26 protein-coding genes are annotated in these 26680 nt (G+C 68.9%); 5 read left to right on the plus strand and 21 right to left on the minus strand.

Annotated elements, in window-relative coordinates; genetic code table 11:
- The first annotated feature begins 20 nt into the window (after window positions 1-20).
- Together EJP69_RS27670 and EJP69_RS27675 are read left to right on the plus strand one after the other, a co-directional pair.
- Window positions 21-1277, plus strand: coding sequence for a branched-chain amino acid ABC transporter substrate-binding protein (locus EJP69_RS27670; RefSeq protein ID WP_093306972.1), 1257 nt, complete (start codon window positions 21-23; stop codon window positions 1275-1277).
- 140 nt (window positions 1278-1417) lie between these two features.
- Window positions 1418-4639, plus strand: coding sequence for a bifunctional cytochrome P450/NADPH--P450 reductase (locus tag EJP69_RS27675; protein WP_093206453.1), 3222 nt, complete (start codon window positions 1418-1420; stop codon window positions 4637-4639).
- A gap of 25 nt (window positions 4640-4664) precedes the next feature.
- Here EJP69_RS27675 and EJP69_RS27680 read toward each other — a convergent pair whose 3' ends face one another.
- Window positions 4665-5309, minus strand: a complete 645-nt coding sequence (locus EJP69_RS27680; protein ID WP_126473543.1) for a DUF1444 domain-containing protein — start codon at window positions 5307-5309, stop codon at window positions 4665-4667.
- 206 nt (window positions 5310-5515) lie between these two features.
- Here EJP69_RS27680 and EJP69_RS27685 point away from each other — a divergent pair, with 206 nt between their 5' ends.
- Window positions 5516-6049, plus strand: coding sequence for a hypothetical protein (locus tag EJP69_RS27685; RefSeq protein ID WP_126473545.1), 534 nt, complete (start codon window positions 5516-5518; stop codon window positions 6047-6049).
- Between the two features lie 25 nt (window positions 6050-6074).
- Here the strand turns inward: EJP69_RS27685 and EJP69_RS27690 are convergent, their stop codons facing one another.
- From EJP69_RS27690 to EJP69_RS27715, 6 genes are all read right to left on the minus strand, one after another.
- On the minus strand, window positions 6075-6959 hold the full coding sequence (locus EJP69_RS27690) for a hypothetical protein (RefSeq protein ID WP_093206450.1): 885 nt from the start codon (window positions 6957-6959) through the stop codon (window positions 6075-6077).
- A gap of 177 nt (window positions 6960-7136) precedes the next feature.
- Entirely contained in the window at window positions 7137-7916 is a 780-nt protein-coding gene (locus tag EJP69_RS27695) for an esterase/lipase family protein (protein ID WP_093206449.1), read from the minus strand.
- Window positions 7917-8002: 86 nt separating this feature from the next.
- On the minus strand, window positions 8003-8638 hold the full coding sequence (locus tag EJP69_RS27700; RefSeq protein ID WP_093206448.1) for a TetR/AcrR family transcriptional regulator: 636 nt from the start codon (window positions 8636-8638) through the stop codon (window positions 8003-8005).
- A gap of 30 nt (window positions 8639-8668) precedes the next feature.
- Window positions 8669-9100 (minus strand): phasin family protein, encoded by a 432-nt coding sequence (locus EJP69_RS27705; protein WP_240652308.1) that lies wholly within the window; start codon window positions 9098-9100, stop codon window positions 8669-8671.
- 85 nt (window positions 9101-9185) lie between these two features.
- On the minus strand, window positions 9186-9743 hold the full coding sequence (locus EJP69_RS27710; RefSeq protein ID WP_126473548.1) for a hypothetical protein: 558 nt from the start codon (window positions 9741-9743) through the stop codon (window positions 9186-9188).
- A gap of 162 nt (window positions 9744-9905) precedes the next feature.
- Complete coding sequence (locus tag EJP69_RS27715) at window positions 9906-11603, minus strand: WS/DGAT/MGAT family O-acyltransferase (protein WP_126473550.1); 1698 nt, start codon at window positions 11601-11603, stop codon at window positions 9906-9908.
- Window positions 11604-11812: 209 nt separating this feature from the next.
- Between EJP69_RS27715 and EJP69_RS27720 the strand changes: the two genes are divergently transcribed.
- Together EJP69_RS27720 and rocF are read left to right on the plus strand one after the other, a co-directional pair.
- Window positions 11813-13882 (plus strand): prolyl oligopeptidase family serine peptidase, encoded by a 2070-nt coding sequence (locus EJP69_RS27720; RefSeq protein WP_093206444.1) that lies wholly within the window; start codon window positions 11813-11815, stop codon window positions 13880-13882.
- A gap of 1 nt (window position 13883) precedes the next feature.
- A complete protein-coding gene (rocF, locus tag EJP69_RS27725) occupies window positions 13884-14804 on the plus strand; it encodes an arginase (RefSeq protein WP_093206443.1) in 921 nt (306 codons plus the stop codon).
- A 130-nt stretch (window positions 14805-14934) separates the two neighbouring features.
- On the opposite strand, the gene EJP69_RS27735 is transcribed toward rocF, so the two are convergent.
- From EJP69_RS27735 to EJP69_RS27800, 14 genes are all read right to left on the minus strand, one after another.
- Window positions 14935-15498 carry a DUF805 domain-containing protein gene (locus EJP69_RS27735; RefSeq protein ID WP_093206442.1) on the minus strand — a complete coding sequence of 188 codons (564 nt, stop codon included), beginning with the start codon at window positions 15496-15498 and terminating at the stop codon, window positions 14935-14937.
- 50 nt (window positions 15499-15548) lie between these two features.
- The gene (locus tag EJP69_RS27740; protein ID WP_126473551.1) at window positions 15549-16913 is read right to left on the minus strand and encodes a DUF58 domain-containing protein; all 1365 of its coding nucleotides are present in this window, start codon (window positions 16911-16913) and stop codon (window positions 15549-15551) included.
- An 8-nt stretch (window positions 16914-16921) separates the two neighbouring features.
- A complete protein-coding gene (locus tag EJP69_RS27745) occupies window positions 16922-17917 on the minus strand; it encodes an AAA family ATPase (protein ID WP_093206440.1) in 996 nt (331 codons plus the stop codon).
- Window positions 17918-17931: 14 nt separating this feature from the next.
- Window positions 17932-19197 carry a DUF4350 domain-containing protein gene (locus EJP69_RS27750; RefSeq protein ID WP_126473553.1) on the minus strand — a complete coding sequence of 422 codons (1266 nt, stop codon included), beginning with the start codon at window positions 19195-19197 and terminating at the stop codon, window positions 17932-17934.
- Entirely contained in the window at window positions 19194-19955 is a 762-nt protein-coding gene (locus EJP69_RS27755) for a DUF4129 domain-containing protein (protein ID WP_240652309.1), read from the minus strand. Before EJP69_RS27755 ends, EJP69_RS27750 begins: the two co-directional genes overlap by 4 nt.
- 106 nt (window positions 19956-20061) lie before the next feature.
- Entirely contained in the window at window positions 20062-20793 is a 732-nt protein-coding gene (locus EJP69_RS27760; RefSeq protein WP_126473555.1) for a hypothetical protein, read from the minus strand.
- Window positions 20783-21775 (minus strand): stage II sporulation protein M, encoded by a 993-nt coding sequence (locus tag EJP69_RS27765; protein WP_126473557.1) that lies wholly within the window; start codon window positions 21773-21775, stop codon window positions 20783-20785. The genes EJP69_RS27760 and EJP69_RS27765 overlap by 11 nt, the downstream gene beginning before the upstream one ends.
- A complete protein-coding gene (locus tag EJP69_RS27770; protein WP_126473559.1) occupies window positions 21772-22503 on the minus strand; it encodes an RDD family protein in 732 nt (243 codons plus the stop codon). The genes EJP69_RS27765 and EJP69_RS27770 overlap by 4 nt, the downstream gene beginning before the upstream one ends.
- A 16-nt stretch (window positions 22504-22519) precedes the next feature.
- A complete protein-coding gene (locus EJP69_RS27775; protein WP_126473561.1) occupies window positions 22520-23038 on the minus strand; it encodes an RDD family protein in 519 nt (172 codons plus the stop codon).
- 39 nt (window positions 23039-23077) lie between these two features.
- Complete coding sequence (locus EJP69_RS27780) at window positions 23078-24127, minus strand: FUSC family protein (RefSeq protein ID WP_126473563.1); 1050 nt, start codon at window positions 24125-24127, stop codon at window positions 23078-23080.
- On the minus strand, window positions 24124-24594 hold the full coding sequence (locus tag EJP69_RS27785) for a MarR family winged helix-turn-helix transcriptional regulator (protein ID WP_126473565.1): 471 nt from the start codon (window positions 24592-24594) through the stop codon (window positions 24124-24126). The genes EJP69_RS27780 and EJP69_RS27785 overlap by 4 nt, the downstream gene beginning before the upstream one ends.
- Before the next feature lie 47 nt (window positions 24595-24641).
- Entirely contained in the window at window positions 24642-25346 is a 705-nt protein-coding gene (locus EJP69_RS27790; protein WP_125952198.1) for a DUF2242 domain-containing protein, read from the minus strand.
- A 97-nt stretch (window positions 25347-25443) separates the two neighbouring features.
- Window positions 25444-26106 (minus strand): nucleoside/nucleotide kinase family protein, encoded by a 663-nt coding sequence (locus EJP69_RS27795; protein ID WP_126473567.1) that lies wholly within the window; start codon window positions 26104-26106, stop codon window positions 25444-25446.
- Between the two features lie 141 nt (window positions 26107-26247).
- Complete coding sequence (locus tag EJP69_RS27800; RefSeq protein WP_240652310.1) at window positions 26248-26673, minus strand: alpha-ketoglutarate-dependent dioxygenase AlkB; 426 nt, start codon at window positions 26671-26673, stop codon at window positions 26248-26250.
- Between the last annotated feature and the right edge of the window lie 7 nt (window positions 26674-26680).

The raw sequence follows: 26680 nt of genomic DNA on the forward strand, positions 1-26680 counted from the left end.
ACCTCCGGAGACAAATCACCATGAAGTTCAGGAAAGCGCCACTGGCGCGGATCGCCCTTGCCTGCCTGCTGGCCACCGCCGGCGCGTCGCACGCCCAGCAGGCGACCTACAAGATCGCCTACATCGATCCGCTGTCGGGCCCCTTCGCCAACGTGGGCGAGCTGATGCTGATGCACACGCAGTACGCCATCGAGGACATCAACGCGAAAGGCGGCGTGCTCGGCGGCACCAAGCTGCAGCTGCTTCAGTTCGACAGCAAGCTCTCGGCGCAGGAAAGCCAGAGCGCGCTGCAGGCGGCCATCGACCAGGGCGCGAAGGCCATCGTGACCGGCGGCTCGGGCTCCTCGGTGGTCACGGCGCTGGTGCAGTCGGTGGCGCGCTGGAACCAGCGCAACCCGGGCAAGGAGCTGATCGTGCTGAACCACTCCTCCATCGACCCCGAGATGACGGGCAAGGCCTGCAGCTTCTGGCACTTCCAGACCGAGGCCAACACGGCGATGAAGATGAAGGCGCTGGCCAACTACATCAAGAAGACGCCGGACGTGAAGAAGGTCTACCTGCTGAACCAGGACTACGCGCACGGCAAGCAGTGGGCCAGCTACGGCCGCCAGCTGGTGGGCCTGGCGCGGCCCGACATCCAGTTCGTCGGCGAGACGCTGCACCCCATCGGCCGCGTGAAGGACTTCGCGCCCTACATCGCCAACGTGAAGCAAAGCGGCGCCGACTCGGTCATCACCGGCAACTGGGGCCAGGACATGACGCTGCTGCTGAAGGCGGCCGGTGACGCAGGCTACAACCTGCGCTACTTCAACCACAGCGCGGGCTCGGTGCCGGGCACGGTCACTGCCGTGTCGCAGGCGAAGCTGGGCCAGCTGACCTGGGTGGCCGAATGGCACCCGGGCGAGGCCGACACGCCGAAGGTCGACGCGCTTGCCAAGGCCTACAAGGCCAAGACGGGCAAGGACTTCCTCGCGCCGCGCATCGACATGACGCCGCGCCTGCTGGCCGCCGCCATCGACAAGGCCGGCTCCACCGACACGGTGAAGGTCGCGCGCGCACTCGAGGACCTGACTTTCGACTCCGTGGTGGGCCCGGTGCGCATGCGCGGCGAAGACCACCAGCTGCTGCTGCCGCAGGTGGTCAACACCATCGCGCCGGTGGACGGCAAGACGGTGAAGACGGGCTGGGAAGGCACGAACTATGGTTTTCGCACCGACGCGGTCTATACCGGAAACGAACTGGCACAGGGCACGGAGTGCAAGATGGTCCGGCCCTGAGCGATTCCTTCACGACTGCTGAAGAGGGCGGGGTCTTGTAAGGGAAACCCCGTCCTGCCTGCCGCCTGTGCCGTCGGGATACTCCGGCTTGCGAAGCCCGGATATCAGAGGCGGGTCCATTCCAAAGGCACAACAAGACCATGGCAGGCAAAAACTCGCTCCATCCGATCCCTCACCCGGCGAAGAAACCCTTCGTCGGCAACCTGCTGTCGATCGGGTCCGACTCTCCCGTGCTCGACATGTGGAAGATCGCGCAGGACCTCGGCGGCATCTACTGGCTGGACATGCCGGGCATGCCGGTGATCGTGGTGTCATCGCCCGCGCTGGTCGACGAGCTCTGCGAGGAAGAGCGCTTCGACAAGAGCACGCGCGGCGCGCTGCGCCGGCTGCGCGCCGCGTCGCACGGCCTCTTCACCTCCGACACGCACGAGGAAACCTGGTCGAAGCCGCACAACATCCTGCTGGCCAACTTCAGCCAGCGCGCGATGCAGGCCTACCACCCGATGATGCTGGACATCGCCGGGCAACTGGTCACCAAGTGGGAACGCCTGAACTTCGACGAAGAGGTGGACGTGGTGCGCGACATGACCGCGCTCACGCTCGACACCATCGGCCTCTGCGGCTTCGGCTACCGCTTCAACTCGTTCTACCGCGAGGGCTTCCATCCCTTCGTCGATGCGATGGTGCGCACGCTGGAGACTGTGCAGAACCGCCGCGGCCTGCCGCTCGAAGAGCTGATGCTGAAGAAGGAACTCGCGCAGCAGCGCAAGGACATCCGCTACATGCACAAGATGGTGGAGGACATCATCGAGGAGCGGCGCGCGAGCGGAGCCGACATCGCCACCAAGCCCGACCTGCTGAGCTACATGATCGCGGGCGTGGACAAGAAGAGCGGCGAGAAGCTCACCGACAAGATGATCCGCGACGAGTGCATCGAATTCCTCATCGCGGGACACGAAACCACCAGCGGCCTGCTTTCCTTCGCCATCTACTTCCTGCTGAACAACCCCGACGCCATGGCCAAGGCGCAGGCCGAGGTCGACAACGTGTTCGGCCCCGACACCACGCAGAAGCCCACCTACGCGCAGGTCAACCGCCTGCAGTACGTGATGCAGGTGCTGAAGGAGTCGCTGCGCCTGTACCCGACCGCGCCCGCGATCTCGATGCGCGCCAAGGAAGAAACGAAGATCGGCGGCCAGTACACGATCAAGAAGAACAACATGGTCATCATGCACGCGCTGGCGCTGCATCGCGACAAGGGCATCTGGGGCGAGGACGCCGACCAGTTCAACCCCGACCACTTCAGCCGCGAGGCCGAGCGCGAGCGGCCGGTGAACGCCTTCAAGCCCTTCGGCAACGGGCAGCGCGCCTGCATCGGGCGCCAGTTCGCGCTGCAGGAAGCGGTGCTCACGCTGGGCATGATCCTGCAGCGCTTCAACCTGGTGGACCACACGGGCTACAAGCTGAAGATCAAGGAAGCGCTGACGATCAAGCCCGAGAACTTCAGGATCAAGGCGCTGCTGCGCGACCCGGCCACGCGCCCGCGCGGCAACATGACCGACGCGGCCGCCGCCCCGGTGCAGCCCGTACAGGCTGCCGCGCGCAAACCGCAGGCGGCGCGCCATGGCACCTCGCTGCTGGTGCTGCAGGGCTCGAACCTCGGCACGGCCGAGGACCTCGCACGCCAGCTGGCAGAGGCCGGCGAGATGCGCGGCTTCTCCACGCAGCTGGCCTCGCTCGACGACTATGCCGAGCGGCTGCCGGCCAGCGGCGCGGTCGCCATCGTCTGCGCTTCGTACAACGGCGCGGCACCCGACAACGCAGCCGAGTTCCACCGCTGGCTCGACAAGGCCGACGACTCGCTCAACGGCGTGCGCTTCAGCGTCTTCGGCTGCGGCAACACCGACTGGGCCTCCACCTACCAGGCCGTGCCGCGCCGCATCGACGAGCGGCTGGAAGCGCTGGGCGCCGCGCGCGTTCACTCGCGCGGCGAGGGCGATGCGCGCGAGGACATGGACGGCGCCTTCCAGGACTGGAGCGACGCGCTCTGGCCCGAGCTGGCAAAGGCCTTCGACATCAAGACCGGCGCCGACACGCCCGCGCAGAGCGAGCCGCTCTACACGCTGGAAGAACTGCCGCCGCCGCAGAAGAACGCGATCGTCGACGCGCTGGGCGCGGTGGCGCTGCGCGTGATCGAGAACCGCGAGCTGCAAAGCGGCGGCAGCGACGGCGAAGCCGGCCGCTCGACCCGCCACGTCGAGCTGATGCTGCCCGAGGGCCTGGTCTACCGCGCCGGCGACCACCTGAGCGTGGTGCCGCGCAACGGCCCCGCGCAGGTCGAGCGCGCGATGAAGCGCTTCGGCTTCGACCGCACCGCCCATGTGCGGCTGCACGCCGCGGCTGGCCGCAAGGCAGCGCTTCCGGTGGAACAGGTGGTGGCAGTCGACCGCCTGCTGGGCGACTATGTCGAACTGCAGGACGTGGCGACGCGCAAGCAGATCGCGACGCTCGCGGCATATACCGAGTGCCCGTTCAGCAAGCCCAAGCTCGTGGCGCTGTCGGGCAGCGACGAAGCCTCGCAGGCGAAGTACAAGGCCGAGGTGCTGCACAAGCGCAAGTCGGTGCTCGACCTGCTGGACGAGTTCCCGGCCTGCCAGGTGCCCTTCGCCGTATTCCTCGAGATGCTCTCGCCGCTCTCGCCGCGCTACTACTCGATCTCCTCGTCGCCCACGATGACGCCGGGCCGCTGCAGCGTGACGGTGGGCGTGGTGAACGGACCGGCCAAGTCGGGCATCGGCACCTTCGAGGGCGTGTGCTCCAACTTCCTGGCGCGCGCGGAAGCCGGCGACACGGTGCACGGCGTGGTGCGCGAGACCACAGCCGAGGGCTTCAGGCTGCCGGAGGACGCGAGCCGGCCGCTCATCATGGTCGGCCCCGGCACCGGGCTCGCGCCCTTCCGCGGCTTCCTGCAGGAGCGCGCGGCGCAGGTCGAGGCGGGCACCGCGCTCGGCGAGGCGCTGCTCTTCTTCGGCTGCCGCCATCCGGAGCAGGACTTCATCTACGCGGACGAACTCGAGGCATGGGCGCATCGCGGCCTGATGAAGCTGCACACCGCGTTCTCGCGCGCGGGCGAGCGCAAGGTCTACGTGCAGGACCTGATCCGCGAGCAGGCCGCCCACGTGTGGAAGCTGCTGGAAGCGGGCGCGGTGGTCTACGTGTGCGGCGACGGCTCGCGCATGGAGCCCGACGTGCGGCGCACGCTTAGCGACCTCGCGCGCGAGCACGGGCACGACAGCACCGCGTGGATGGACAGGATGATCGCCGACCAGCGCTACGTGCTGGACGTGTGGGCGGGGAACTGAGGAAGGCCCGAGGGCCTGGCGGCGCTCAGGCTTCGAGCGCCGGCTCGCAGTAGTCCTTCAAGGTGCCGCGCACGCACCAGCCGTCGGGCGTCAGCGCCATCACTTTGTCGGAGAGGCCGTGCGGCCCCGCCCCGACCCTGACACCCGCGGCGGCACGGCACATACGGCCCAACACTTCGGCGGCCGAGACGGTCTCGCCGCGCTTCTCGAAGCTGGCCCCGCTGTCCATGAAGTAGACGACGTCGCGGCTCGGCACCACCGCGAGCAGCTCGCCCTCGAATCCCAGCGCAAGCAGCTCCCAAAGGTCCGGCAGCAGCAGCATGCAGGCCTCGAAGCCATCCCCCGCCACGAGGGCCCTGTACATGCCGAGATCCCGCGTGACGACATTGGACGCGACGAGCCGCAGCATGTTGTCGATCGCCAGTTCGTACAGCGACTGCGCGTCGAGCCTCGTTTCCGCCATGCCTTGCGGCGTCAGCGTGATGAACTGCGCGGGCGTGTCGACCGCGAAAGTCACCAGCAGGTCGGAGTCTGCGGCGAAGGGATAGGCCACCGGCGCATGCGCCTCCCGATCGCCGCCGCGCGCCTCGATCTGGTCGAGCACCGGCCGCATCGACTCCAGGAAGTCGACATGCTTGATGCAGGGGTGGACAGGCGGCAGGCTGTGCATGGTGCCGCCATTGTTTTGGGCGGGCCGGGCGCGCCGCAAGTGACAGAAGTCATGGCCTGAAGGTGGATTTGCCTGGCTGGAGATACGCCGTTCCGCCTACCCCCCGGGGGCCGCATGACTTTCTGCACTGGCCCGCCGCGACGCGGCCGTCAACAATGCGACCGGATGTCACGAGTACACCAGCCGACTGGCAAGAGAGGACTTCCATGAGATACCTGCCCCTGCTCGCGGCAATGCTCCTGCTGCCCGCGGCGGCCGTTGCGCAGCCTGCGGCTGCCACGCAGGCGGCCGAGGCTTCGCCCACCACGATGGACGAGGACATGACGGTGCTGGCGGAGCGCGCCGTGCGCGTGACCGCGGCGAACGGGGTCACGCTGGACTATTCGCCGGAAAGCATCGAGCTCGTCGAGCAGCGACTGGGAAAGCTCCACGATGCCTTCCGGAAGCTGCAGTACGAGCCTTCGGGCAAGCTCGCGTCGCCTTCGGACTACGAGATCCGGCTCATGTCCCTGACCTACGGCGCGTACATCGCCGAGGTTCTGAAGCGCAAGCATGGCGAAGGCACTTGGTCTTACGAGAGCAGGCTGTATGCGGGGCAGGAGGTCCCGACATTCCATGTCGGCGCCAACCGCATCGAAATGTGGCCGCAGATCAAGGTGGAAAAGCGGTTGAGGAACGGACCGGAGGATAACGTCTGGCACTACTTCCAGCTGACCCTGCAGAAGCTCGGAGCGAAATAGCCACCGCAGTTCCTGGTTGCCGGCGTCAGATCTGGCGCGTCTGTCCGACACAACCCAGCCGGCTGCAGGTGCGCACCGTGTGCGGGTTGAACGTCGTCTTGGCTGTCACGATGTTGAGCGCCGCCTTGTGCACGCGGCAATAGACCGCGGAGCAATGTCCACAACGGTGCCAGCCCTTGGTCGGCCTCAGCAGGCCCAGCGGGACCGCGTTGCAGATGCAGCACGTCACGGTCACCTCGTCGAGGACATCCACATGCGCGCGCTTCAACTCACTTACTCCGATCACGGTATCGGGCTGCCCCTCATCCCACATCACGCTGCAGCCATGCCACACGTGCGTCTGGGGCACGGTCTGCACGATCGTGCGGCGCATGGCTCCGCGGTAGGAAAGATTGATGCCGATGCCCATGTGGTGCCAGCTGTACCACTGGGCCGTCTTCATGTGCAGCGTGTAGGTGCAGGCGGCAATCGGCAGCACGGACACGGTCATGCCGTTCTTGCGTGCGGCGATGCGCAGCATCGCCTCCTTGAAGGTGTCCTGGGCCGCCACGTTGCCGCCCGCCGCTGCGACCCAGTTGTTGCGCAGCAGCGTGAAGTCGGCGCCGGAGCCCGGATAGTTCGCATCGACGTTGTTGATTCCCGCGACGACGGGCGGCTCGACAAGGATGTTCATCGCAATGATGTCCTCCCACACCGACACCGCACTGCCCGGGTCCCGGATGCGGCCGGTGCCCCCTGTCAGCGCCCAGTTCCAGCACGCGTTGTCGTAGACGTTGCCGGCGCCGGTTCCCGGCACGGGAAAGCCGGAGCGCTGCCTGGGCGTGCCGAGCGGGGCCGCAACGGGGCGAGCGTCCATGAGGTTGATGTAGCTGGCAAGCCGCAGGCGTTGATCCTGGCTGAGATTGGCCATGTCGTCTCTCGGTTGGGGGCCGGGCGCACTGCCTGGCCGTCGGGGCCGATCATGCAAAGCGATGGCTGTTCAAGCCCATCCCATGAAGCGGGTAGGTCGCGCGGCCAGGTGCGAGTCCTCGAAAGCAGAAAGCCGGCAACCGCCGGCTTTCTGGTTCTTGGTTAGAGCCTCTGCGGCTCAGGCGTCCCGATCCGGATCCGGATACACCAGCGGCCCCAGCACCCCGCGGTTGAACGGCTTCCACTCGCCCTCCGGCTGCGCCAGCCGGTCCGCCACCGCATAGAGCACCGCCGGGTGCGCGCCCAGCCCCAGGTGGCTGGCGATGACTTCGATGTTCTCCGACTGCGGGCCGGTCTTCTCGATGCTGCAGCGCCATGCGACGACGCCGTCGGTGCGGCTGAAGATGGACGTGGTCGGCACGGGCGGCGTGGGCTGCACGAACTTCATGCGGCGCGGGTCGTGCGAGCTCTGGCCGCTCACGCCCTCGTAGACGCGCCATGCGTTGGTGGCGCGCGGGCTGCCCGAGAAGGGGCTGCCCAGCGTGATGACGTTGCGGATCATGTGCGAGTAGGACGAAGCCAGCATCCGCGCGTAGACGCCGCCCAGGCTCCAGCCGATGACGCTGACCTTCTGGCCGCTGTTGTCGTGCAGCGTCTTCAGCAGCTCGACCATGCCCTGCTCCACGCCCTCGCGCGGGCCGAAGTTGCGGCCCTGGCCCCAGCCGTGGGCGTCGTAGCCGCGGCTGCAGAGGTATCGGCGCAGCAGCAGCGTGGAGCCGTCGCCCGCCACCAGGCCCGGCAGCACCAGCACCGGGTGCCCGTCGCCGCGCGGCGTGAGCTGCAGCAGCGGCCACATGGCGAGGCCGGCGCCGGTTTCCCAGAGCGCGCGGGCTTCGGCCAGCAGCAGCAGGCGCGAGGGCGGCGTGACGTGTTCCTTGGCGTAGGTGGCTGTGGTCATGATGGATGGCTCCTTTGTGGTTTTTATCTGCTTCAGGACGAACATGAGGCCCGCGGACTCAATGCCCCGTGGGACGACAGCGGCATTTATCCGAGGTATTTGGCCCTCAGGTAATCAAGGTAAGCCCTCGATTCGCCGGAAACATACGGCGAGACGAGCGTGAGCGTGTAGAAGGCCGCAAGGCCCGGGTCGGCCTGGGCCAGGGCATCGCGCCCCGGCACCAGCCGCTCGAACGAGAGCCAGCAGGTGGTGGTGAAGACCATCTGCAGCGCCAGGATGCGGGCCTGCTCCGCGCTGGTCTCGATGACGCCCGAGGCCACGAGGCCCTCGCACAGCGTCTGCGCGGCCAGCAGGTTCTGCGCGGTGAGGGCCTGGGCGCGCTGGCCCAGCGAGGGGTACTCGCTGGCCAGGAAGGCCATGTCGCGGTAGATGAAGCGGTACTCGTCGATGGCCTCGAAGCGCAGGTGCAGCGCGAGCCAGAGGTCGTCGATGGCCGCGATGGATGCCGACGAGCCGTTCAGGGCCTCCAGCCGCTGCTCGAAGCGCCTGAACAGCCACTCGACGATGAGCTGCTTGGCCTTGAAGTGGTAGTGCAGGTTGCCCGGGCTGATGCCCAGTTCGGCGGCGATCTTGTGGGTCGACACGGCCGCGAGGCCTTGCGCGTTGAACAGCGCGAGGCTGGCCTGCAGGATGCGATCGCGCGTGGTGTTGGAACTGGCCACAACCGGCTTGGCTTGTCGCTGCGTTGTCGCTCAGCGCTGGGCGCGACGGCCGCGGGAGGCGGCGGTGCCGGTGGTGCCTTCGAGTTGCGCCACGCGCTCGCGCAGTCGGGCGATCTCGTCGCGCAGGGCCTGCACTTCGTCGGCGCCGGGGATGCCCAGGCGCTGCAGTGCGGTGGCGACGCGCTGGTCGAACACGTCCTCGAACTTGCGGATGCCGAAGCTGTCGAGGCCGAGGCTGGGAACCTTGCCGTGCCCGATGCCGAGCAGGCCTTCGATCACGTTGGCCTGGCGCTTGGCGACGTCGTTGCGCACGTTGTCCAGCGCCTTGAGGCCGGCGCGCAGCAGGACTTCGGCCTTGCCGGGCTCGGCGGACTTCTTGCTCGCCGCTGGCGCCGCCTTGCGGGGCGCCGTCTTCCTGGCGGCTGCCGAAGCCTTCTTCGCAGGCGCTGCCCTCTTCTTCAACTTTGCAGTTTCGTCAGGACGGGTCGCCATGCAGTGCTCCAGATGCCGGAAAAAGGGAAAAGGGCGCCAGAAGGCGCCCCGGGGGTCAGGCCGCCTTGCGGGCAGCAGCGCGGCGAACCGGCTTCTTGGCGGCGGTGGCCTTGGCCTTCACCGTGCGAACCGGCTTGACGGCTTCTTCAGCGCCGACCACGCGGGATTCGATCTGCTTGGTGCCGGCGACGACGCGGTCGGCGATCTGCACCGAGACGGTGGCCAGCGGCTGGTTCAGCGCGCCGAGGGCGTTGATCACCGAGGTGGCGACCGGCGATTCGACGCGGGCCACGCGGCCGGCGACGGCTTCGATGCCGCTGGTGGTGCCGGCGGCGACGCGGTCCATGACCGAGACGATGCGGCCGGTGTCGATATCGACGCGGTTGGCCAGGAAGCCGTTGATCTTCTCCTGCGCACCGATCAGGTTGGCCTTGACCTGCTCGCTCACCAGCGGAATCTGGCGGCTGCCGAGGAAGTCGCTGTAGCGCGAAGCGGCGCCGCCCAGCAGGCGGTGCACGCCGGCGCGGTAGGCGCCGACCAGGGTCTTGCCCGCGTCGTTGTACTGGCCGACGACGTGAACGGCTGCGGAAGCGATGGAGGTTTGCGTGGACATGCTGAAGATTTCCTTGAAGTTGATGGGCTTCGCGAAGGAAACGAGAGATGAATCAGTCGCGATGGGCCTATCTTCTTCCGCGGGGCCTAGGCCTGGAAAACTAGAACGGTCGGAAAACTAGTCCAACTGCCCCAATTTTCTTCGGCCGGCCCGGCCTGCCGATCATGCCGCGGCGGCCCTGGGAGCGCTGGAGCGCTTCGCCGGGGCGGCCTTGCGGGCCGGCGGCTTGGGCGGCGCGGCCTTCCTGGCGGGGGGCTTGGCAGCAGCCTTGACGGGCGTCTTGACTGGAGCCTTCTTCGCCGCGACCTTCACCGCCGCCTTCTTGCGCGCGGCCGGCTTCTTCCTGCCAGCGGCAGCGGCGGGCGCGCTCTCGGCTTCGTCGGAGGGCTCCTGCACGGCCGACTTCGGCGGCATGGGCGCTGGCGCCGCGCCGGCGGCGGCCGGGTGCTTCTGCGTGAGCTCCATCAGCAGCTTGTGCTCGGCCAGCATGTAGTCGCCGATCTCGGTGATGTCGGGCACGGCACGGCGGCAGGCGATCAGGCCGTAGTCCATGCGGCCGTTGTAGCTCTGCACCGTCACGTTGAGCGCCGTGCCGTGGCTGGCGATGGACACCGGGTAGTAGCAGGTGACCAGCGCGCCCGCGAAGTACATCGGGAAGGGGGCGCCCGCCACGTTGGAGACCGCCACGTTGGCCGCGGGCGGCAGCAGGTTGACGATGCCCGAGCGCCCCACCATCGAGGCGATGCCCGACACCAGCCAGGGCGCGGCGAAGGTCGGGAAGTCGTCCAGGACCACCGCCTTGAAGCGGTTCATGGTCGACTTCGAACTGTTCGAGGAGGCATTGATCGCCTTCAGCCGCTGCACCGGGTCGGTGATATCGCTGGCCAGGCTCACGAGGATCATGCTGGCCTGGTTGTTCGCCGTGTCGTCGCCCGCCTCGCGCAGGCTCACCGGCACGCCCGCCACCAGCGGCTTGGCCGGCAGCTCGTTGTTGTCGGCAAGGTAGTGGCGCAACGCGCCGGAGACGGTGGCCAGCACCACGTCGTTGAGCGACACGCCGAAGTGCTTGGCGATGTACTTGGTCTCGGCCAGCGAGATGGTGCGGCCCGCGAAGGTGCGCTGGTTGGTGATCGACACGTTCAGCGAGGTGCGCGGCGCGAAGAGGTTGAACTTCTTCGGCGCGGCGGCGGTGTCCTTCTCGGCCGCCTTCTCGTCGGGCTTGGCGAGGCCGCTGATGGCGCGCGCGATGGCAGGCGCCATCTTGAAGAGCTTCACGTACTGCTGCGCGGTGTTGCGCAGCGCCGCGGTGGCGAGCTCGGCCATGCCCAGCTGGTAGTTGTTGCCGCGCGGTCGGCCGCGCGGCGGCTTCACCACGCGGCCGGTGGGCTCGAGGTCGAAGATGGCCTTGCCCACTTCCACGCCGGCCTGCCCGTCGATGCCCGCATGGTGCACCTTGGTGTAGAGCGCCACCTGCCCGCTCTTGAGGCCGTCGATGATGTAGAACTCCCACATCGGGCGGCTGCGGTCTATCAGCGACGAATGCAGCCGCGCCACGTACTGTTGCAACTGCCGGTTGGTTCCGGGCTTGGGCAGCGTGATGTGGCGCACGTGGTAGTCGAGGTCGATGTCGTTGTCCTCGACCCACACCGGGTTGGTCATGTCGAAGGGCATCAGCGCGAGCTTGCGCGTGAACACGTCGGCCAGGTGGATGCGGCTGGCCATGAAGTTCTTGGCGTCCTCGTAGAACTCGCCCTTGTAGCCCTTGGGCAGATCCAGCACGTTCAGCGAGCCCACGTGCATGGGCATTTCCGGCGTTTCCAGGTGCAGGAAGGTGGCATCAAGACCGCTCAGGTGTTTCATGTGTTGTCTCTCCTTGGTGGGGCATGCGCCGTTCGGCAGGATACCGTGCGCATCGCGTTCCCGGGCCTCTGGTTCTTCAGTGTTTCCACCGGGGGAAGGCACTCGCGCGACAGGGGTTTGCCCGCAGTAGCAGGAAAGTGCCAGTCGCCCGGCCGGGGCGACAACCGTGCCGTTCGCGGTCTTTCACGCGGGCTCCGTACACTGCGGCCATGACATCCAGCCTCCCCCCGCAGCCCTCCCAGGACGACAACCTCTGGCTCGAAGACATCGACGGCGAAAGGCAGCTCGACTGGGCACGCGCCCAGAATGCCATCACCGTGCAGGCCTACGCGCAGTCGCCTGCGTTCGAGGCGCTCCAGCAGGGCATCCTCGAGGTGCTCGACTCCGACGATCGCATCCCGATGGTGCGCAAGATCGGCCCGCGCTTCTTCTACAACTTCTGGCGCGACAAGGACCATCCGAAGGGCCTGTGGCGCCGCACCACGCTCGACGAGTACCGCAAGCCGCGCCCCGAATGGGAGAGCGTGCTCGACCTCGACGCGCTGGCCGCGGCCGACGGCGAGAACTGGGTCTGGCACGGCGCCGACTGCCTGGAGCCCGAGTACCGGCGCTGCCTGATCTCGCTGTCGCGCGGCGGCGCCGACGCCGACGTGGTGCGCGAGTTCGACCTCGAGACGAAGCAGTTCGTGCCGGGCGGCTTCTCGCTGCCCGAGGCCAAGAATCACGTGGGCTGGAAGGACATCGACAACCTCTACGTGGCAACCGACTTCGGCCCCGGCTCCATGACCAGCTCCAGCTACCCGCGCATCGTGAAGCAGTGGCGGCGCGGTACGCCGCTCGAGAGCGCGGTGACCGTGTACGAAGGCCTGCACGAGGACATGTCCGTCAGCGCCTACCGGGACAACACGCCCGGCTTCGAGCGCGACTTCGTCTCGCGGCAGATCGACTTCTACGAGAGCGAGACCTGGCTGCGCAAGGCCGACGGCACGTTCGCCAAGATCGACGTGCCCGACGACTCGCTGGCCGAGATCACGCGCGAGTGGATGCTGATCGAGCCGCGCACCGACTGGACCGTGGCCGGTGCCACCTACAGGTCGGGCTCGCTGCTGGCCGTGAAGTTCGACGACTACATGGCCGGCCGCCGCGAGCTCACGGTGCTGTTCGAGCCCGACGACACCACCGCGCTCGACAGCCATTCGTGGACGCGCAACCACCTGATCGTCAACGTGATGCACGACGTGGTGAACCGCCTCGAGGTGCTCACGCCTCCCGCCGGTGGAACGGGGCCGTGGAAGCGCGAGAGCCTGGGCGGTGCGCCCGAGCTCTCGACCATCGCGGCGGGCGGCATCGACGAGGACGAGAACGACGACTACTTCCTCACCGTGAGCGGCTTCCTGCAGCCGACCACGCTCTACATCGGCACCATCGGCACGGCTGAAAAGAGCGAGCCCCAGGTGCTGAAGGACAGCCCCGCCTTCTTCGATGCCTCGCGCCATCGCGTGAGCCAGCATTTCGCGACCTCGAAGGACGGCACGCGCGTGCCCTACTTCGAGATCGCCCCGAAGGACCTGAAGGCCGACGCAAGCAACCCCACGCTGCAGTACGCCTACGGCGGCTTCGAGATCCCCCTGCAGCCCAGCTACAGCGGCAGCATCGGCCGCGCCTGGCTGGACCAGGGCGGCGTGTACGTTGTCGCCAACATCCGCGGCGGCGGCGAATACGGCCCGCGCTGGCACCAGGCCGCGCTGCAGGAGAACCGGCTGCGCACCTGCGAGGACTTCGCGGCCGTCTCCGAAGACCTGATCGCGCGCGGAGTCACCTCGCCCGCGCACCTGGGCGCCATGGGCGGCAGCAACGGCGGCCTGCTGATGGGCAACATGCTCACGCTCTATCCGCAGCTCTACGGCGCCATCGTGAGCGAGGTGGCGCTGCTCGACATGCGGCGCTACACGCACCTGTCGGCCGGCGCCTCGTGGATCGCGGAATACGGCGACCCCGACCAGCCCGAGGAGTGGGAGTTCATCCGCGCCTTCTCGCCCTACGAGAACGCGAAGCCGGGCCGGGCCTATCCGCCCGCGCTCTTCACCACCTCCACGCGCGACGACCGCGTGGGCCCGGTGCATGCGCGCAAGATGCACGCGAAGATGACGGCGCTGGGCCACGACAGCAGCTTCTACGAGAACCTGGAAGGCGGCCACAGCGCGGCCACGGACAACAAGGAATCCGCCTTCATGGACGCGCTGGGCTATGCCTACCTGTGGCAACACCTGAGGAGTTGAGATGAGCAACGCGAACGTCACCCTCGAACTGATCGGCGCGCCCACCGACGTCGGCGCCAGCGTTCGCGGCGCCGGCATGGGGCCCGACGCGCTGCGCGTGGCGGGCCTGCCCGAGGCGCTCGCGCGGCAGGGCTACACGGTCATCGACCGCGGCAACCTCGCGGGCCCGGCCACGCCCTGGGCGCCGCCGGCCAACGGGCTGCGCCACCTCGACGAGGTGATCGCCTGGAACCGCTCGGTGTACGCGGCCGTCGACACCGCGCTGGGCACGGGCCACGTGCCCCTGATGATGGGCGGCGACCACTGCCTGGCCATCGGATCGATCAGCGCGGTGGCATGGCATGCGCGCAAGCGCGGCAAGAAGCTGCGCGTGCTGTGGCTCGACGCGCACTCCGACGTCAACACCGAGACCACCAGCCCCAGCGGCAACCTGCACGGCATGCCGGTGTCGTGCCTGCTGGGCCACGGGCCGGCGGTGCTCACGGGCTGGAGCGGCGAGCGTGCGGCGCTGCAGCACGACGCCATCCGCTTCATCGGCATCCGCAGCGTGGACGGCGACGAGAAGGAAGCCATCCGCACGCTGGGCCTGAACGTGTTCGACATGCGCCACATCGACGAGCACGGCATGCGCACCACCATGACCGAGGCGCTGCAGGACGTGGACGAGGACACGCACCTGCACGTGAGCTTCGACCTCGACTGCCTCGACCCGGCCGACGCACCCGGCGTGGGCACCGGCGTGCGCGGCGGGCCGACCTACCGCGAGATGCAGCTGTGCATGGAGATGGTTGCCGACACCGGGCGGCTCGGCTCGCTGGACGTGGTGGAACTCAACCCTGCGCTCGACGTGCGCAACCAGACGGCCGAAGTGGCCGTCGAACTCATCGAGAGCCTGTTCGGCAAGTCGACTCTGGTGCGATAGCAGGAACTCCCCCAGGCTTCGCGCACTTCGTGTCGCCTCTCCTCCCCCCTCGCTGGGGGCGACACCTGCGGCCCGGCAAGGCCGGTTCCGCGGTGTCTCGCGAACGGGCCATGCCGAGCATCGAAATGAATCAGGGGCGCTCGACCTGCGCCGCCTTGGCGCGTGTGGTGTAGCCCTGGTAGGCCGGGAGCGCGACGGCCGCGAGGATGCCGAGCACCGTGATCACGGGCAGCAGCCATGCGCCGATCAGCACGCCGATGCCGTTGGGCGGCGGCGGCGCGCCGAAGCGGTTGCGGCCCTTGGTGCCCGACTTGAAGACCCAGATCAGCGCGACGAAGGGGATCAGCGCCAGGAACAGCATCCAGCCCGACCAGTCCATGTCGTGCGAACGCTGGATGCCGGTCAGCACGTAGAAGACCAGATAGGGGATCGCGAGCAGGAAGGTCAGCCCCCCGATCACGCCCTCGGAGCGCGCGAGGCCGCTGAAGCCCAGGATCCCGCCCATCACGCCGGCCGCGACGATGAAGATGAGGTAAGAAAAAAGCGTGTAAGCCAGGAAGCGGGCCCGCCCGATGCGACCCTTGGCGGACCACAGCTTCACCGGCTGCACGGCATCGGTGCCGCCGTCGTAGACATCGGCCACCGCGGAGCGGGGCGCCGCGTACGGATTGGGATTGGTGAAATCGGTCGTCATTTGCTTCTCTCTCCTCTGCTTTGTAAAGAGCCCATTGTGGGCAAAGACCTTTACAAAAGGCCAGCCCTTTTGACAGCGTGGTAGCGATTCACCAGCGCCACGGCCAGGTCGGCAGGCTCCACGTCGACCGACAGCGGGTCGTTGCCGACCACGCGCGCGAAGGCGTCGCGGCGCGACTGCTCGAAGAGGTGCGCCGCGGCCACGTCGACTGCGTCCCGCGCATGCACCAGCGGCTGCGCGGCGATGTGCCCCAGCACGCGTTCGCGCAGGCTCGCCACCAGCACGAGGTGCTTGCGGCGCAGCAGCTTGATGGCGGGGCGCAGCTCGGCGGCGTCCTCGTCGCGGAAGTTGGTCAGCACGATGACGAGCGCGCGCCTTTTCTGCACGCGCAGCAGTTCCTGCGCGGCCAGCAGGTAGTCGGAATGGGTGGCGCCGGGCTGGATGTCGTGCAGCCGGTTCATCAGCGCATTGAGCGTGGCCGTTCCCTTGCGCGGGGCGAAGTCGCGCCGCTCCTCGGCGGGGCAGCCGAAGGTCATGGCGCCGACCTCGTCGCCCTCCTTCAGCGCGACGTAGCTCAGCAGCATCAGCGCGTTGAGCGCCTCGTCGAAGTGGCTGCTGGCCTTCTGCGCCAGCGCGCCTTCGTCGGCGCGCATGCGGCGGCCGCAGTCGAGCAGGAACAGCACGCACTGGTCGCGGTCGTCCTGGAACTCGCGCACGATGGGCCGGCGCTGGCGCTGCGTGGCTTTCCAGTCGATGTGGCGCAGCGAGTCGCCGGTCTTGTAGTCGGCGAGCTGCCGGAAGTCGGTGCCCAACCCGCGCTGCGCATAGGTCTTGATGCCGATCTGCGCGAGCCGCCGGTCGCCCGAGAGCCACGCGTAGCGCGCCAGCGCGGCGAAGTTGGGATACACGCGCAGCCGGCGCGGCTCGCCCAGCGTCTGGCGCAGCTCGAAGCAGCCGAGGCGGGTGCGCCAGCGCAGCTGCGTGGCGCCGAACTGCGCGACGCCGCGCTGCGTGGCGGTGGCCGTGTAGCGCAGCGCGACGCGCGAGAGCGCCGGCACGGCGTGCGCCTGCGGCAGCCCCTCGAAGGCGAAGTGGGTGTCGAGCTCGTCGAACACCGACACCTGCCAGGCCTGGGTGCCTTCATTGACCAGCGTGAGCGTGAGCACGGTGGGCACGCCGAGCGAGAACGCACCCGGCAGGTTGCGCTCGATGCGCAGCGGCGCCGCACGCCACGCGCGCAGGCTGCTCCAGAGGTCGAAGCCGGCGAGCACGAAACCCAGCACGAGCAGCACGCCCGCCACGGCGGCGACGTACGCCAGCGGCGCGCCCAGCAGCAGCGCCACGGAGGCGGCCGCGCTCAGGCCGGCCAGCGCCAGCACGGCCGCACGCGCGGGGATCGGAACAGCAGCGCGCATCCGCGGGCCTAGAGCCGTGGCGCCTCGACGCTGTCGCGCGCGGCGCGCAGCAGGGTGTCCACGCCCATGCCTTCGAGCTGCGCGTCGGGCGAGATCATCACGCGGTGCCGCAGCGCGGGCAGCGCCTGGCGCGCCACGTCGTCGGGCGTGATGAAGTCGCGCCCGGCCATCAGCGCGGCGGCGCGGGCGGCGCGCACCAGGGCCATGGTGCCGCGCGGCCCGGCGCCCGACGACAGGCCCGGCCAGTCGCGCGTGGCGCGCGCGATGCGCACCGCATAGTCGATCACGCGCTCGTCGGCCTGCACCAGGCAGGCCAGCCGCTGCAGCTCGAGCACCTGCGCCTCGTCGAGGCAGGGACGCACGGCCTCCAGCGGAAACTGGTTGCCGGCGCGCTGCCGCGTGGTCAGCTGCACGATGGCGTTCTCTTCGGTGTGGCTCGGAAAGCCGATGTCGATCTTCAGCAGGAAGCGATCGAGCTGCGCCTCGGGCAGCGGATAGGTGCCCTCGGTGTCGATCGGATTCTGCGTGGCCATCACCATGAAGGGGCGCGGCAGCGGCATGGCCGTGCCTTCGAGCGTGACCTGGTACTCCTGCATGACTTCGAGCAGTGCGCTCTGGGTCTTGGCCGGCGCGCGGTTGATTTCGTCGGCCAGCAGCAGGTTGGTGAACACCGGCCCCTGGTGCACGCGCAGGGTGCCGAGGCTGCCGTCGCCGCGCGAGGCGATGTCGAGCACCGCGTGGCCGGTGATGTCGGAGGGCATCAGGTCGGGCGTGAACTGCACGCGCGCGTAGCGCAGCGTCATGGCCTGCGCCAGCGCCCGCGCGAGCAGGGTCTTGCCGAGCCCCGGCACGCCTTCGATCAGCACGTGGCCCGAGGCGACCAGCGCCACCAGCGTCTGGTCGACCGCCTCCAACTGGCCGACCACGGCCTGGCCGACCTCGGCGCGCAGCGTCTGCAGCCACTGGGCCGCACGCGTCAGTTCTTCGGGTTGGATGGCTTGCATGTGCGTCTCTCGGTTCAGGATGTGGATTGGGCGGAAGAAGAAGATGAGGCGGAGGACCGGGGCATGAACGGCCCGTTGGCATCGAGCCGCCGGCGCGCGGTTTCGAGCACCTCCAGGTCGACCGCCATGGCACCGGCATGACGGGGGCGCGCCCCGTCCATCGCCCGCACGAGCATGGCGGCTTCCAGCCCGGTGGCCTGCGCGATGGCGGCTGCGCGCGCCGCGGCATCGCGATGGACGTAGCCACGCAGCTGGCGGCGGGCCGACTCGTTCAGTGCGCGCAGTTGCGCCGCGTGCAGCGCGTCGGCGCCATGCATGTGCAGGAAGCCGGCGGTGCCGCGCACCTGCTCGGCCATGGAGCGCCGGTGCGTGCCGGCCGAAGGCGCCAGCGGCCCGAAGCGCACGGCCGCACGCCAGAGCGCGAAGGCCAGCGCCAGCATGCCCACGACCAACGCCACCCAGCCCCTTTGCCAGAGCCAGAGCATGAAGGGCTCGCGCGTCTCCTCGACGACGAACCAGACTTCGGCGCCGCTGCGCGCCTGCACGGCGGCGGCGGCGAACAGCGCGTTGTCGGCCCGCACCAGGTTCTCGTTGTGCCACAGGCCCCAGGGCATGACGGTGACGGTGCCGCGGCCGACACGCACGCGGATCGCCTCGGTGGTGCCGCGCGCGCCAACCGCGGTCCACAGCGGCGGCGGCTGCTTGTCGGCGGGCTTGTAGCGCGACGACGACCACCAGGCGCAGACACGGAAGCTGCGGCCACCGGCGAAGCTCGCGGGCACGGAGTCGGGCTCGGTCACGGCGTGGCAATCCGCGTCCTTCGGGGGCGGGTCGAAGCGGCGCGAGGCGGGCGTTTTCTTCTTCGGCTCGGGAGGGGTTTTCTTCTTCTCGTCCGCCGCGGGCTGCTTTTCGCGGACCAGCGGTAGCCAGTCTTCCAGCTGCTCGCCGCTGACGAGATAGGCCGGTATCACGAGATGACCGCCCTGCTCGACCCATTCGCGCAGGCGCTTTCCCCGCTCGGGGAACATGTCCCAATAGCTGGAGGCCAGCACCAGCCGCGCCTGCGCAGGCGGCATGGTGTCGAGGCTCTCGCGCTTGACCACATTCATGCCGAGCTCGCGCAGCATCGCCTGCGCGCCGTAGAACCGGTTCTTCTTCGCCTCGCCGCTCGCGGGCGTCGGCACCTCGGTGTCGGCCCATTCGGTGGCCGAGACCAGCCACAAGCCGACCAGCGCCACCACGAGCACCGAGACGATGCGAACCACCCATGTGTTGTTCATGCGGCCGCGCCCTTCAGGCTGCCGGCTGGCGCAGCATCGGCAGCCACATCGGGCAGGTACCGGTCGAATTCGTCGCAGAGCGCCAGCACCTGCGCCGTGGCGGGCAGCCGTCCGCCATATGCAGCCAGTTGCCAGGCCTCGACCAGCCGCACGAAGAAAGCCTGCGCTTCCGGCGCCAGCCGGGCCGCGGCGAGGGCCACGCACTCGCCCTCGGTACTCGCGGCGCGCACCGGCACTTCATGCGCATGCACCAGGCGCGACAACGCCCCCCGATACAGCAGCGACAGCGCCGCCCGCGGCTGCCCGCGCTGCCAGAGCCCGGCGGCGGCATTGCCGATGTCCTCGGGCAGGCTCTCGGGCCGGATGTCGAGGCTTCCGACATGGCTGGGCAACGGCGCCTTGCCGGGCCGCGCGCCACCGGCACGCACCCGCATCCAGCGGTGCAGCCGGATCGCAAGCCACGCCAGCGCCAGCGCGGCCAGCCCCCAGATCAGCCAGCGCGCGCCCTCGGCCACCGCCCTCACGAAGTCGCGCAGCCAGTCGAGGCTGTCGGCCTTCTTCTCGGGCTCCTCTTCCTCTTCGTCGCGGTCCTTGAAGCGCAGCTGCTTCTCCGTCCTGGTGCCGGGCATGTTCGGATCGGCCCGAACCTTGTCGATCGCGGCCTTCACCTGCTCGCGCGTCGATGCGGCCCCGTCCGCAGCCAGGGCCGCCGAAGGCGCCAACACCCCCACGCACAAGAACACGAGCAGAGCGACCACCAGCCCCCTTCCAGGGATACCGTGGAACCGGCTTTGCCGGGCCACCGGTATCGCCCCCTGCAAGGGGGAAGGCGAAGCGACACGAAGTGCGCGAAGCCTGGGGGTGCTACCTGAACCCACGACGGAACTCCTGCTCGATGTCCCAGGCTTCGAGCTCGACCCGGCGGTTGAGGTACATCGCGAAGCCGGCCGCCACGTAGAACGGCTCCAGCACGCCGACGACGAGCGCATAGGCGCCGGCAGTCAACAGGCTCTGCAGCCATGCGTCCGACTGCGTGAGCCAGCCGAAAAGATCGCGGGTGCCGCCTTCGGGCGCGAACCAGAACAGCAGCGACAGCAGGCAGATATCGAGCGCCATCTCGACGTTCGCGAACACCAGCTGCATGCCCGTGGCCGCGCCGCGCCGCCCGCGCAGCAGCTGCGTGCGCCGCTTGCGCCTTGCGCTTCCGCGCTGGCCTTCGAGCTGGTCGATGGCCTGGGTGAACGAACGCCAGGGCGAAAAGCGCCGCCACAGCAGCGTACGCAGCAGCTGTCCGCCCCACACGGTGCGGCGGTTGGCCCACAGGTCGGACCAGCGCGTCTCCTGCCCGAACACCGCGCGCGAATGTACGAAGAGCAGGCTGCGATCGAGCCAGGGCTTGAGCCAGAAGATCAGCAGGCTGGGCAGCCAGCCCGCGATCTCGACCGTGCTGAGTGCCAGCAGCACCGTCACGATGTACACCGGCAGGAAGGTGCGCCACACCGAGCGCGCGTGGCTGCGCACCAGCTGCGCGCCAAGGTCGGCGGCCTCGGCCATGGGCCGCGGCCGCAGCGCGATGGCGAGGCCGTCAACCTGCATGGTCGTCCCCGGCCTTCGCGTCAACAGAACGCGGCCTGCCCTGCCAGCCGAGGTACGCCAGCACCAGCACCCAGCAGGCACCGCCCACGCCGTACTTCACGGCCGGCGCGATCCAGCGCGCCGAGGACCAGAAGGCCTCGACCGCCGCGGCGACCAGCAGCAGCCCGATGACGCCGTAGACGATCACCACCGCATGGCGCGCGGCCAGCCGCAGGGCTTCGAGCCGCGTGTGCCGCCCCGGCGCCACCCACGAGTAGCCGAGCCTGAGGCCCGCCGCGCCGGCCAGCACGATGGCCGTGAGCTCGAAGGCCGAGTGCGTGACGACGAAGGAGAGGAAGTTCCGGGCGTGCCCCGAGCCGATGAGATAGCCGCCCACGGCCCCGATCTGCACGCCGTTGAACACCACCACCACCGCGCTGCCCACGCCGGCGAAGATGCCGGCCGCGAAGCAGCGAAAGCCGATGCCGATGTTGTTCATGATGTAGAAGCCGAACATCTGCCAGTCGTCGCCCGCGCTGCGCGTGCGGCCCAGCGACTCGGCACTGTCGCTGTACATCGAGTCGAACTCCTGCACCGAATTGGCGTCGAGCAGGTGCAGGATGAAGCCTGGGTCGCGCCAGGCGGCCCAGCCCGCCACCAGCAGCGGCAGCACGAACATCAGCGCCGACACCAGCAGGTAGGCGCGATGCGCCCGCACCGCCTCGGGAAAGTCGACCAGCGCCAGCCGCGCGAAGCGCGCGAGGCCGTAGTCGTGCCTGCGGTAGATCAGCCGGTGCGCGCTCTGCGTGAGGCTTTCGAGCCGCTGCGTGAGATGGATCGGATAGGCCCGCGCCTGCGCCAGCGCGAGGTGCTCGCACACGCGACGATACAGCGTGGCGAGCCGTGCGCCGTCGAACTTGCGCTTGGTCTCGGCCACGCGGATGACGGCCTCGAGCTCGGCCCACAGGGGCGCGTAGGCGGCTTCGAAATCGAGCGGCGTCATCGCCCTGCTCCTCCACGTGCATCGGCGGCGCCGGCACCGTTGCGACGGCCCAGCACCCACTGCGCCACGCCAAGCAGGCGCTGCGACGCGGAGGCGCCGGTGGTGTCGGGGCCCAGCACCGGCTCGGCGACGCGGGCGAGTTCTTCGAAACGCTCGGGGGTGAGGCGGGTGGCGCGGCCGGCCCACGACACGATGGCCATCTGCTCGCGCGCCGACAGCGGCCGTGCGGGCGCCTGCGGCTCGGCCACGGGCAGGCTGCCGTGCAGGCTCACCTGGTCGCTGAACACCACCAGCGTGCCGGCGGCGAGGTCGCCCAGCCGCTTGCTGTCGTGCCGCCACAGCATCGACACGATGCCCGCGCCGTAGAAGGAAGGCACGAAGTCGGCCGCGCGCAGCAGGTTGCGCGTGAGCGCGGCGGCGGGGGTCACGGGCAGGCCCGAGTCCATCACCACGCGCAGGCCCATCACGCGCTTGCCGGGCGTGGCCGCCGCGCGCGTGAGTTCGAAAACCACGGGGTAGAACCACTCGAGGCAGAAGTAGGCGATGAGCAGGATGCCGACGCCCATCTTGCCCATCATGCCGACGGCGAAGGAGATGGTGACGAAGATGCCGAGCCGGATCGCGAAGTCGATGAGGTACGCCAGGCCGCGCGCGACCAGCCCGGCCGGGCGCAGCGACAACGCGATGCCTTCCGGGGTCTCGGCGGTGTAGAGCGTGTCGAGGCTCACTGGCGTCGCGCCCGGCTCAGGCCTGCAGCACGACGGTGTCGGCGATCTGGTCGTGCAGACAGCGGCGCGACGCGCGGAAGATGAAGAGGCAGTCGATCAGCACGTAGATCGGCCCCAGCAGCGGCCAGATGCTGGTGAAGAACATCGGGCCGTCCCGCAGGGCGAGGATGCGCCCGATCTGCGCCTGCGACCCGTCGGGCCGCGCGATGCGGATCCTGAACAGCGCCTTGCCGATGGTCTGGCCGCGGGTGGCCAGCAGGTAGCCGTGCAGCACGAGGTAGAGCACCATGCCGGCCACCGCGCTGGAGATGCGCGGCTCCCACATGCCGAGGCCGTCGTCTTCCCAGAGGTTGACGGGGGTTAGCTTCGAGAGGAGCCAGATCACGGCGATGGAGATGCCGGCGTCGAGCATTGCGGCGAAGAAGCGCGTGCCACGCGATGCGAGCTCACCGGACTGAGCCCCTCCCGGCTGCAGCACGTCTTCCACATGGGATTGCGGCGGCGCGTAACGCGCGTCCTGCGACTGATCTTCCATGCCCGTCCCTCTCCGAAACGAATGAATTTTCGGAAGATTCTAGGGCGTCGATGCCCCTCGCAGACTGTCGGACTGCTTCGGCGGACTCGGATCGAGGGCACCTTGCAGGCGGCGCAGGTCGTCGAGGAGCAGGCCCAGCGGCGCGGCGAGCGGCGCATTCGCGGCGGTATCGCGGGAGTCCTGCGCGCGGCGGCCGAGCTCGGCCAGATCCGGCGGCGGGCCCTTGCCCTCGAGCGCGTCGGCCATGCCGCTGACGGCCGCGCCGGCTGCCTGCGCGGCTTCGTGCCAGCCTGCATCGGCCCCGGCGCCTTGCGCCTGCCGCAGCACGCGGTCGAGCATTGCGGCGTCTTGGAAGATGCGCGCCGCCAGCCGGGCCTTGTCGCGATACGAAGTGCCGCGTGCCCGGCCGCGGCGCCACCAGCGAGCCTCCAGGTCGGCGCTGCCGGCCAGGGCGGTCAGGCGGCCCAGCGCCGCGCGCGTGCCTGCCTGGATGCGCTCTGTCTCCGCTGCATCCACAGGAGGCCGTCGCGAGGCGCCCATGCGCCTGCCGAGGCCGCGCAGCAGTGCGGCGCAGCCCTCGTCGAAGCGAGCGCCCGCGTGGTACTCGGACATCACCGTCGAGACCGCCAGCGCCACTCCCACGCCGATGCCGATCTGCACCATGCGCAGCATCGCCACCTGCAGCGCCGAATGGCCCGGAATGCCGCTCGCCGACAGGATGATCAGCGCAGCCACCGGCGCGCTGCGCAGGCCCGGCACGGATGCGCCGGCGAACGACAGCAGCATGACAACGCCCAGCGTGGTCGCGAGCACCGGTGCGCCGTGGTGCTGCAGATAGACGCCGGCAAGCCCGAAGAGCGCGCCGGCGGCCGTGCCGCGCACGCGATCCCATCCGGCATCGAGCGTGGACCCGGCGCTCGGGCGCATGACGATCAGCACGCTCATCACGGCCCAGAAGCTTTCGGGCAGGCGCAAGGCCGTCGCCACGCCCCACGCGATGGCCACGGCCACCGCGAGCTGCGCGCCGGGACGCCAGCGGCCATGCCGCCAGGGGCCGGTGAGGCGTTGCAGCGCGCTCGATCCGATCATGGCCCTGGCTCCCTTGCTCCGCCGCCGAGAGCGGCCGCGATGCCGTCGATCAGTCCGCAGGCCTGCAACAGCAGGGCGCGCTGGTCGGCATCGAGCGTGGCGCCGATCGCCTCGGCAAGCGCCGCTTCGCGCGTGCGCATGATTGCCTTCAACCGGCGCGTGCCCTCGGCGGTGAGAGACAGCAGCCACTGGCGCCCGTCGGCCGGATGCGGCGCACGGCCGATCCAGCCTTCGGCCTCCAGTTCGGCCAGCAGCCGGGTCAGCGACTGGAGCTTGACGCGCTCGAGCCCCGCCAGCGTCGTGGGCGTGCACGGCCCATGCTGGTGAAGCTGCCCCAGCACGCTGAGCTTGGCCACGCTCGGCCCTTCGGGAGTGGCGCTGCCGCTGCGCAACTGGCGCGTCAGCAGCGACACGGAAGTACGAAGACGCGAGGCGCACTGCGCCGGATCCGGGATGGTGGAAGCCATGCCCAGATTGTAAGACGTGTCTTGGTATTTTTGGCGCCTGGCGCCGCTCAGCCCCGGTTCGGCGACGAAGTTACCGGGTAGGTGACTGCAGGCGCGGGCACTGGTGCCGGCTGGGACGAGGAAGCAGCAGGCGGTGGCGATGCGGCCGGCGTTTCGGCGGGCGCCCCGGCCTCCTCTTCACCTTCAGGCCCTTCGAGATAACGGTCGAGCAGCGAGAAGAACCGGTCGTAGAAGCGCTCGTCGGTCAGCGTCTCGCTCGCCACCTTCACCATCGCATCGTCGCTGCCCGAGAACGGCAGCGAGAGCGAGCCGATCGCGCCCACGCCGAGGCTCGCCGAGTTGTTCACTTTCTTCAGGCCGTAGCGGTCCTGCAGCGCGGTGGCGAAGGCGACGGTGTTCCGGCTCGCCTTGCCGCTCCGGGTGCTCTCGCGCGCACAGACCACGCGGAACTCGACCTCCACATGCACCTCGGACGCTGGCTGGAAGCTCTTGCGCCCGGTCACGAGGTCGGCGTTGGCGGCCGTGATCATGTAGCCCTGGCTCAGCAGCGCGCGGCGCGCGGCTTCGCAGGTCTGGGCCTCGGTGGCCTCGTAGTCGCGGGTGTGGGTGGTGGTCGAGCCGAAGGCTTCGGGCTCGTAGTTCACCCGGCGGGAGGTACTGCCGCAACCGGCAAGCACGAGAGCGGAAAGCAGGCCGATGACGACGACCCGGGCGTGGACGACAGGAAGAAAGGAGGTATGCATGGACGGCATGGAGCGGCGAATGCTAACCGGCGGCCTTGCCGGCAGGGCTTCGAGCGGACTCCATGCAGCCGCGTTCCCCGCAGCCGCGCGAAATTTTTGGCAGAGATCAGGACCAGGGCAGCATGTGATGCGCACGCACCCGCGTCGCCGCGATCAGCCGCGCGTTGGGAGCATCTGTGCTCTCGACCCAGGCGCGCGCTTCCTCTGCGCTGCGGCCGAACTGCTGGTGGCGGCGCACCAGGCGCTCCTCACGCACCGCGTCGTCGATGTCCACGTACCAGACCTCATCGAGCATCGCCGCAGCCTCCGCCCAGGGACCGGCGTCGTGCAGCAGGTAGTTGCCCTCGGTGATGACGAGCTGCGTCGAAGGCAGCACCGCGATCGCACCGGCGATCGGCTCCTCGATCTCGCGGCGAAATTCGGGGGCATAGACGATGTCGCCATCGGGCCGCTGCTCGCGCAGGCGCTGCAGCAGCGCGACATAGCCAGCGCTGTCGAAGGTGTCGGGCGCGCCCTTTCGATCAGCGCGGCCGAGCCGTTGCAGCTCGACATTGGCGAGATGGAATCCGTCCATGGGCACGACCTGCGCACGATCGGCCCCCACCGCCTGCAACAGCGCCGCCGCGAGCGTCGACTTGCCCGCGCCGGGGGCGCCGACCAGCCCCAGCAGCCTGCGCTGCCCGCTGGCCATGAGGGCTTGCAGGCGGGCGGCACTTTCGGCGGGGAGAGGAGGAAGAGAGGAGAGCTTTTGCGCGGGGTTGGTGGTCATCCCCCGAGCGTAGCTTCTCCATCCGTCAAAAAAACATCAGCCAGTCAGGATGCAGGCCGAGTCGAAAAACGAACAGAAGCTTTGGCTGAAAGCGTCAGCCGCCGAGCGCCGTCAACGCACGCTGCAGCTACTGCTTCGTCATCATTTCCGGATCGCGCGAAACGTCAGACTGATGCGCTCCCCCGCGCTTTCGGCCTTGGGAATTGCGTGCAGCCAGTCCTGCTGGACGGCATCCGACATGTAGAGCAAAGAACCGTGAGGCAATGGGTAGTCGAAGCGCAAACTGCTGTCGGCCTTGCTGCGATATGCGATGGAGCGCGTGGCCCCGACCGACACGATGGCAACGCCGGTGCCGGGTGCCAATGCCGTACTGTCGTCCGAGTGGAACCTCATCGACGATGCACCGTTGGCATAGAGGTTCAAGAGGCAATTGTTGGGACGAAAGCCAAGTTCGGCTTCGAGCTTGCCGCACAGGACTTCCAGCTCAAGCGGTATCGGCACCGCTTCGTAGGCAATCTGCGAATAGTCATACGGCACGCCGAAGCTGGCTGTCTTGCGTGCGCGCATGCGCTCA

Origin of the sequence: Variovorax gossypii, assembly GCF_003965815.1 — a bacterium.
Classification (GTDB): Bacteria; Pseudomonadota; Gammaproteobacteria; order Burkholderiales; family Burkholderiaceae_C; genus Variovorax; species Variovorax gossypii.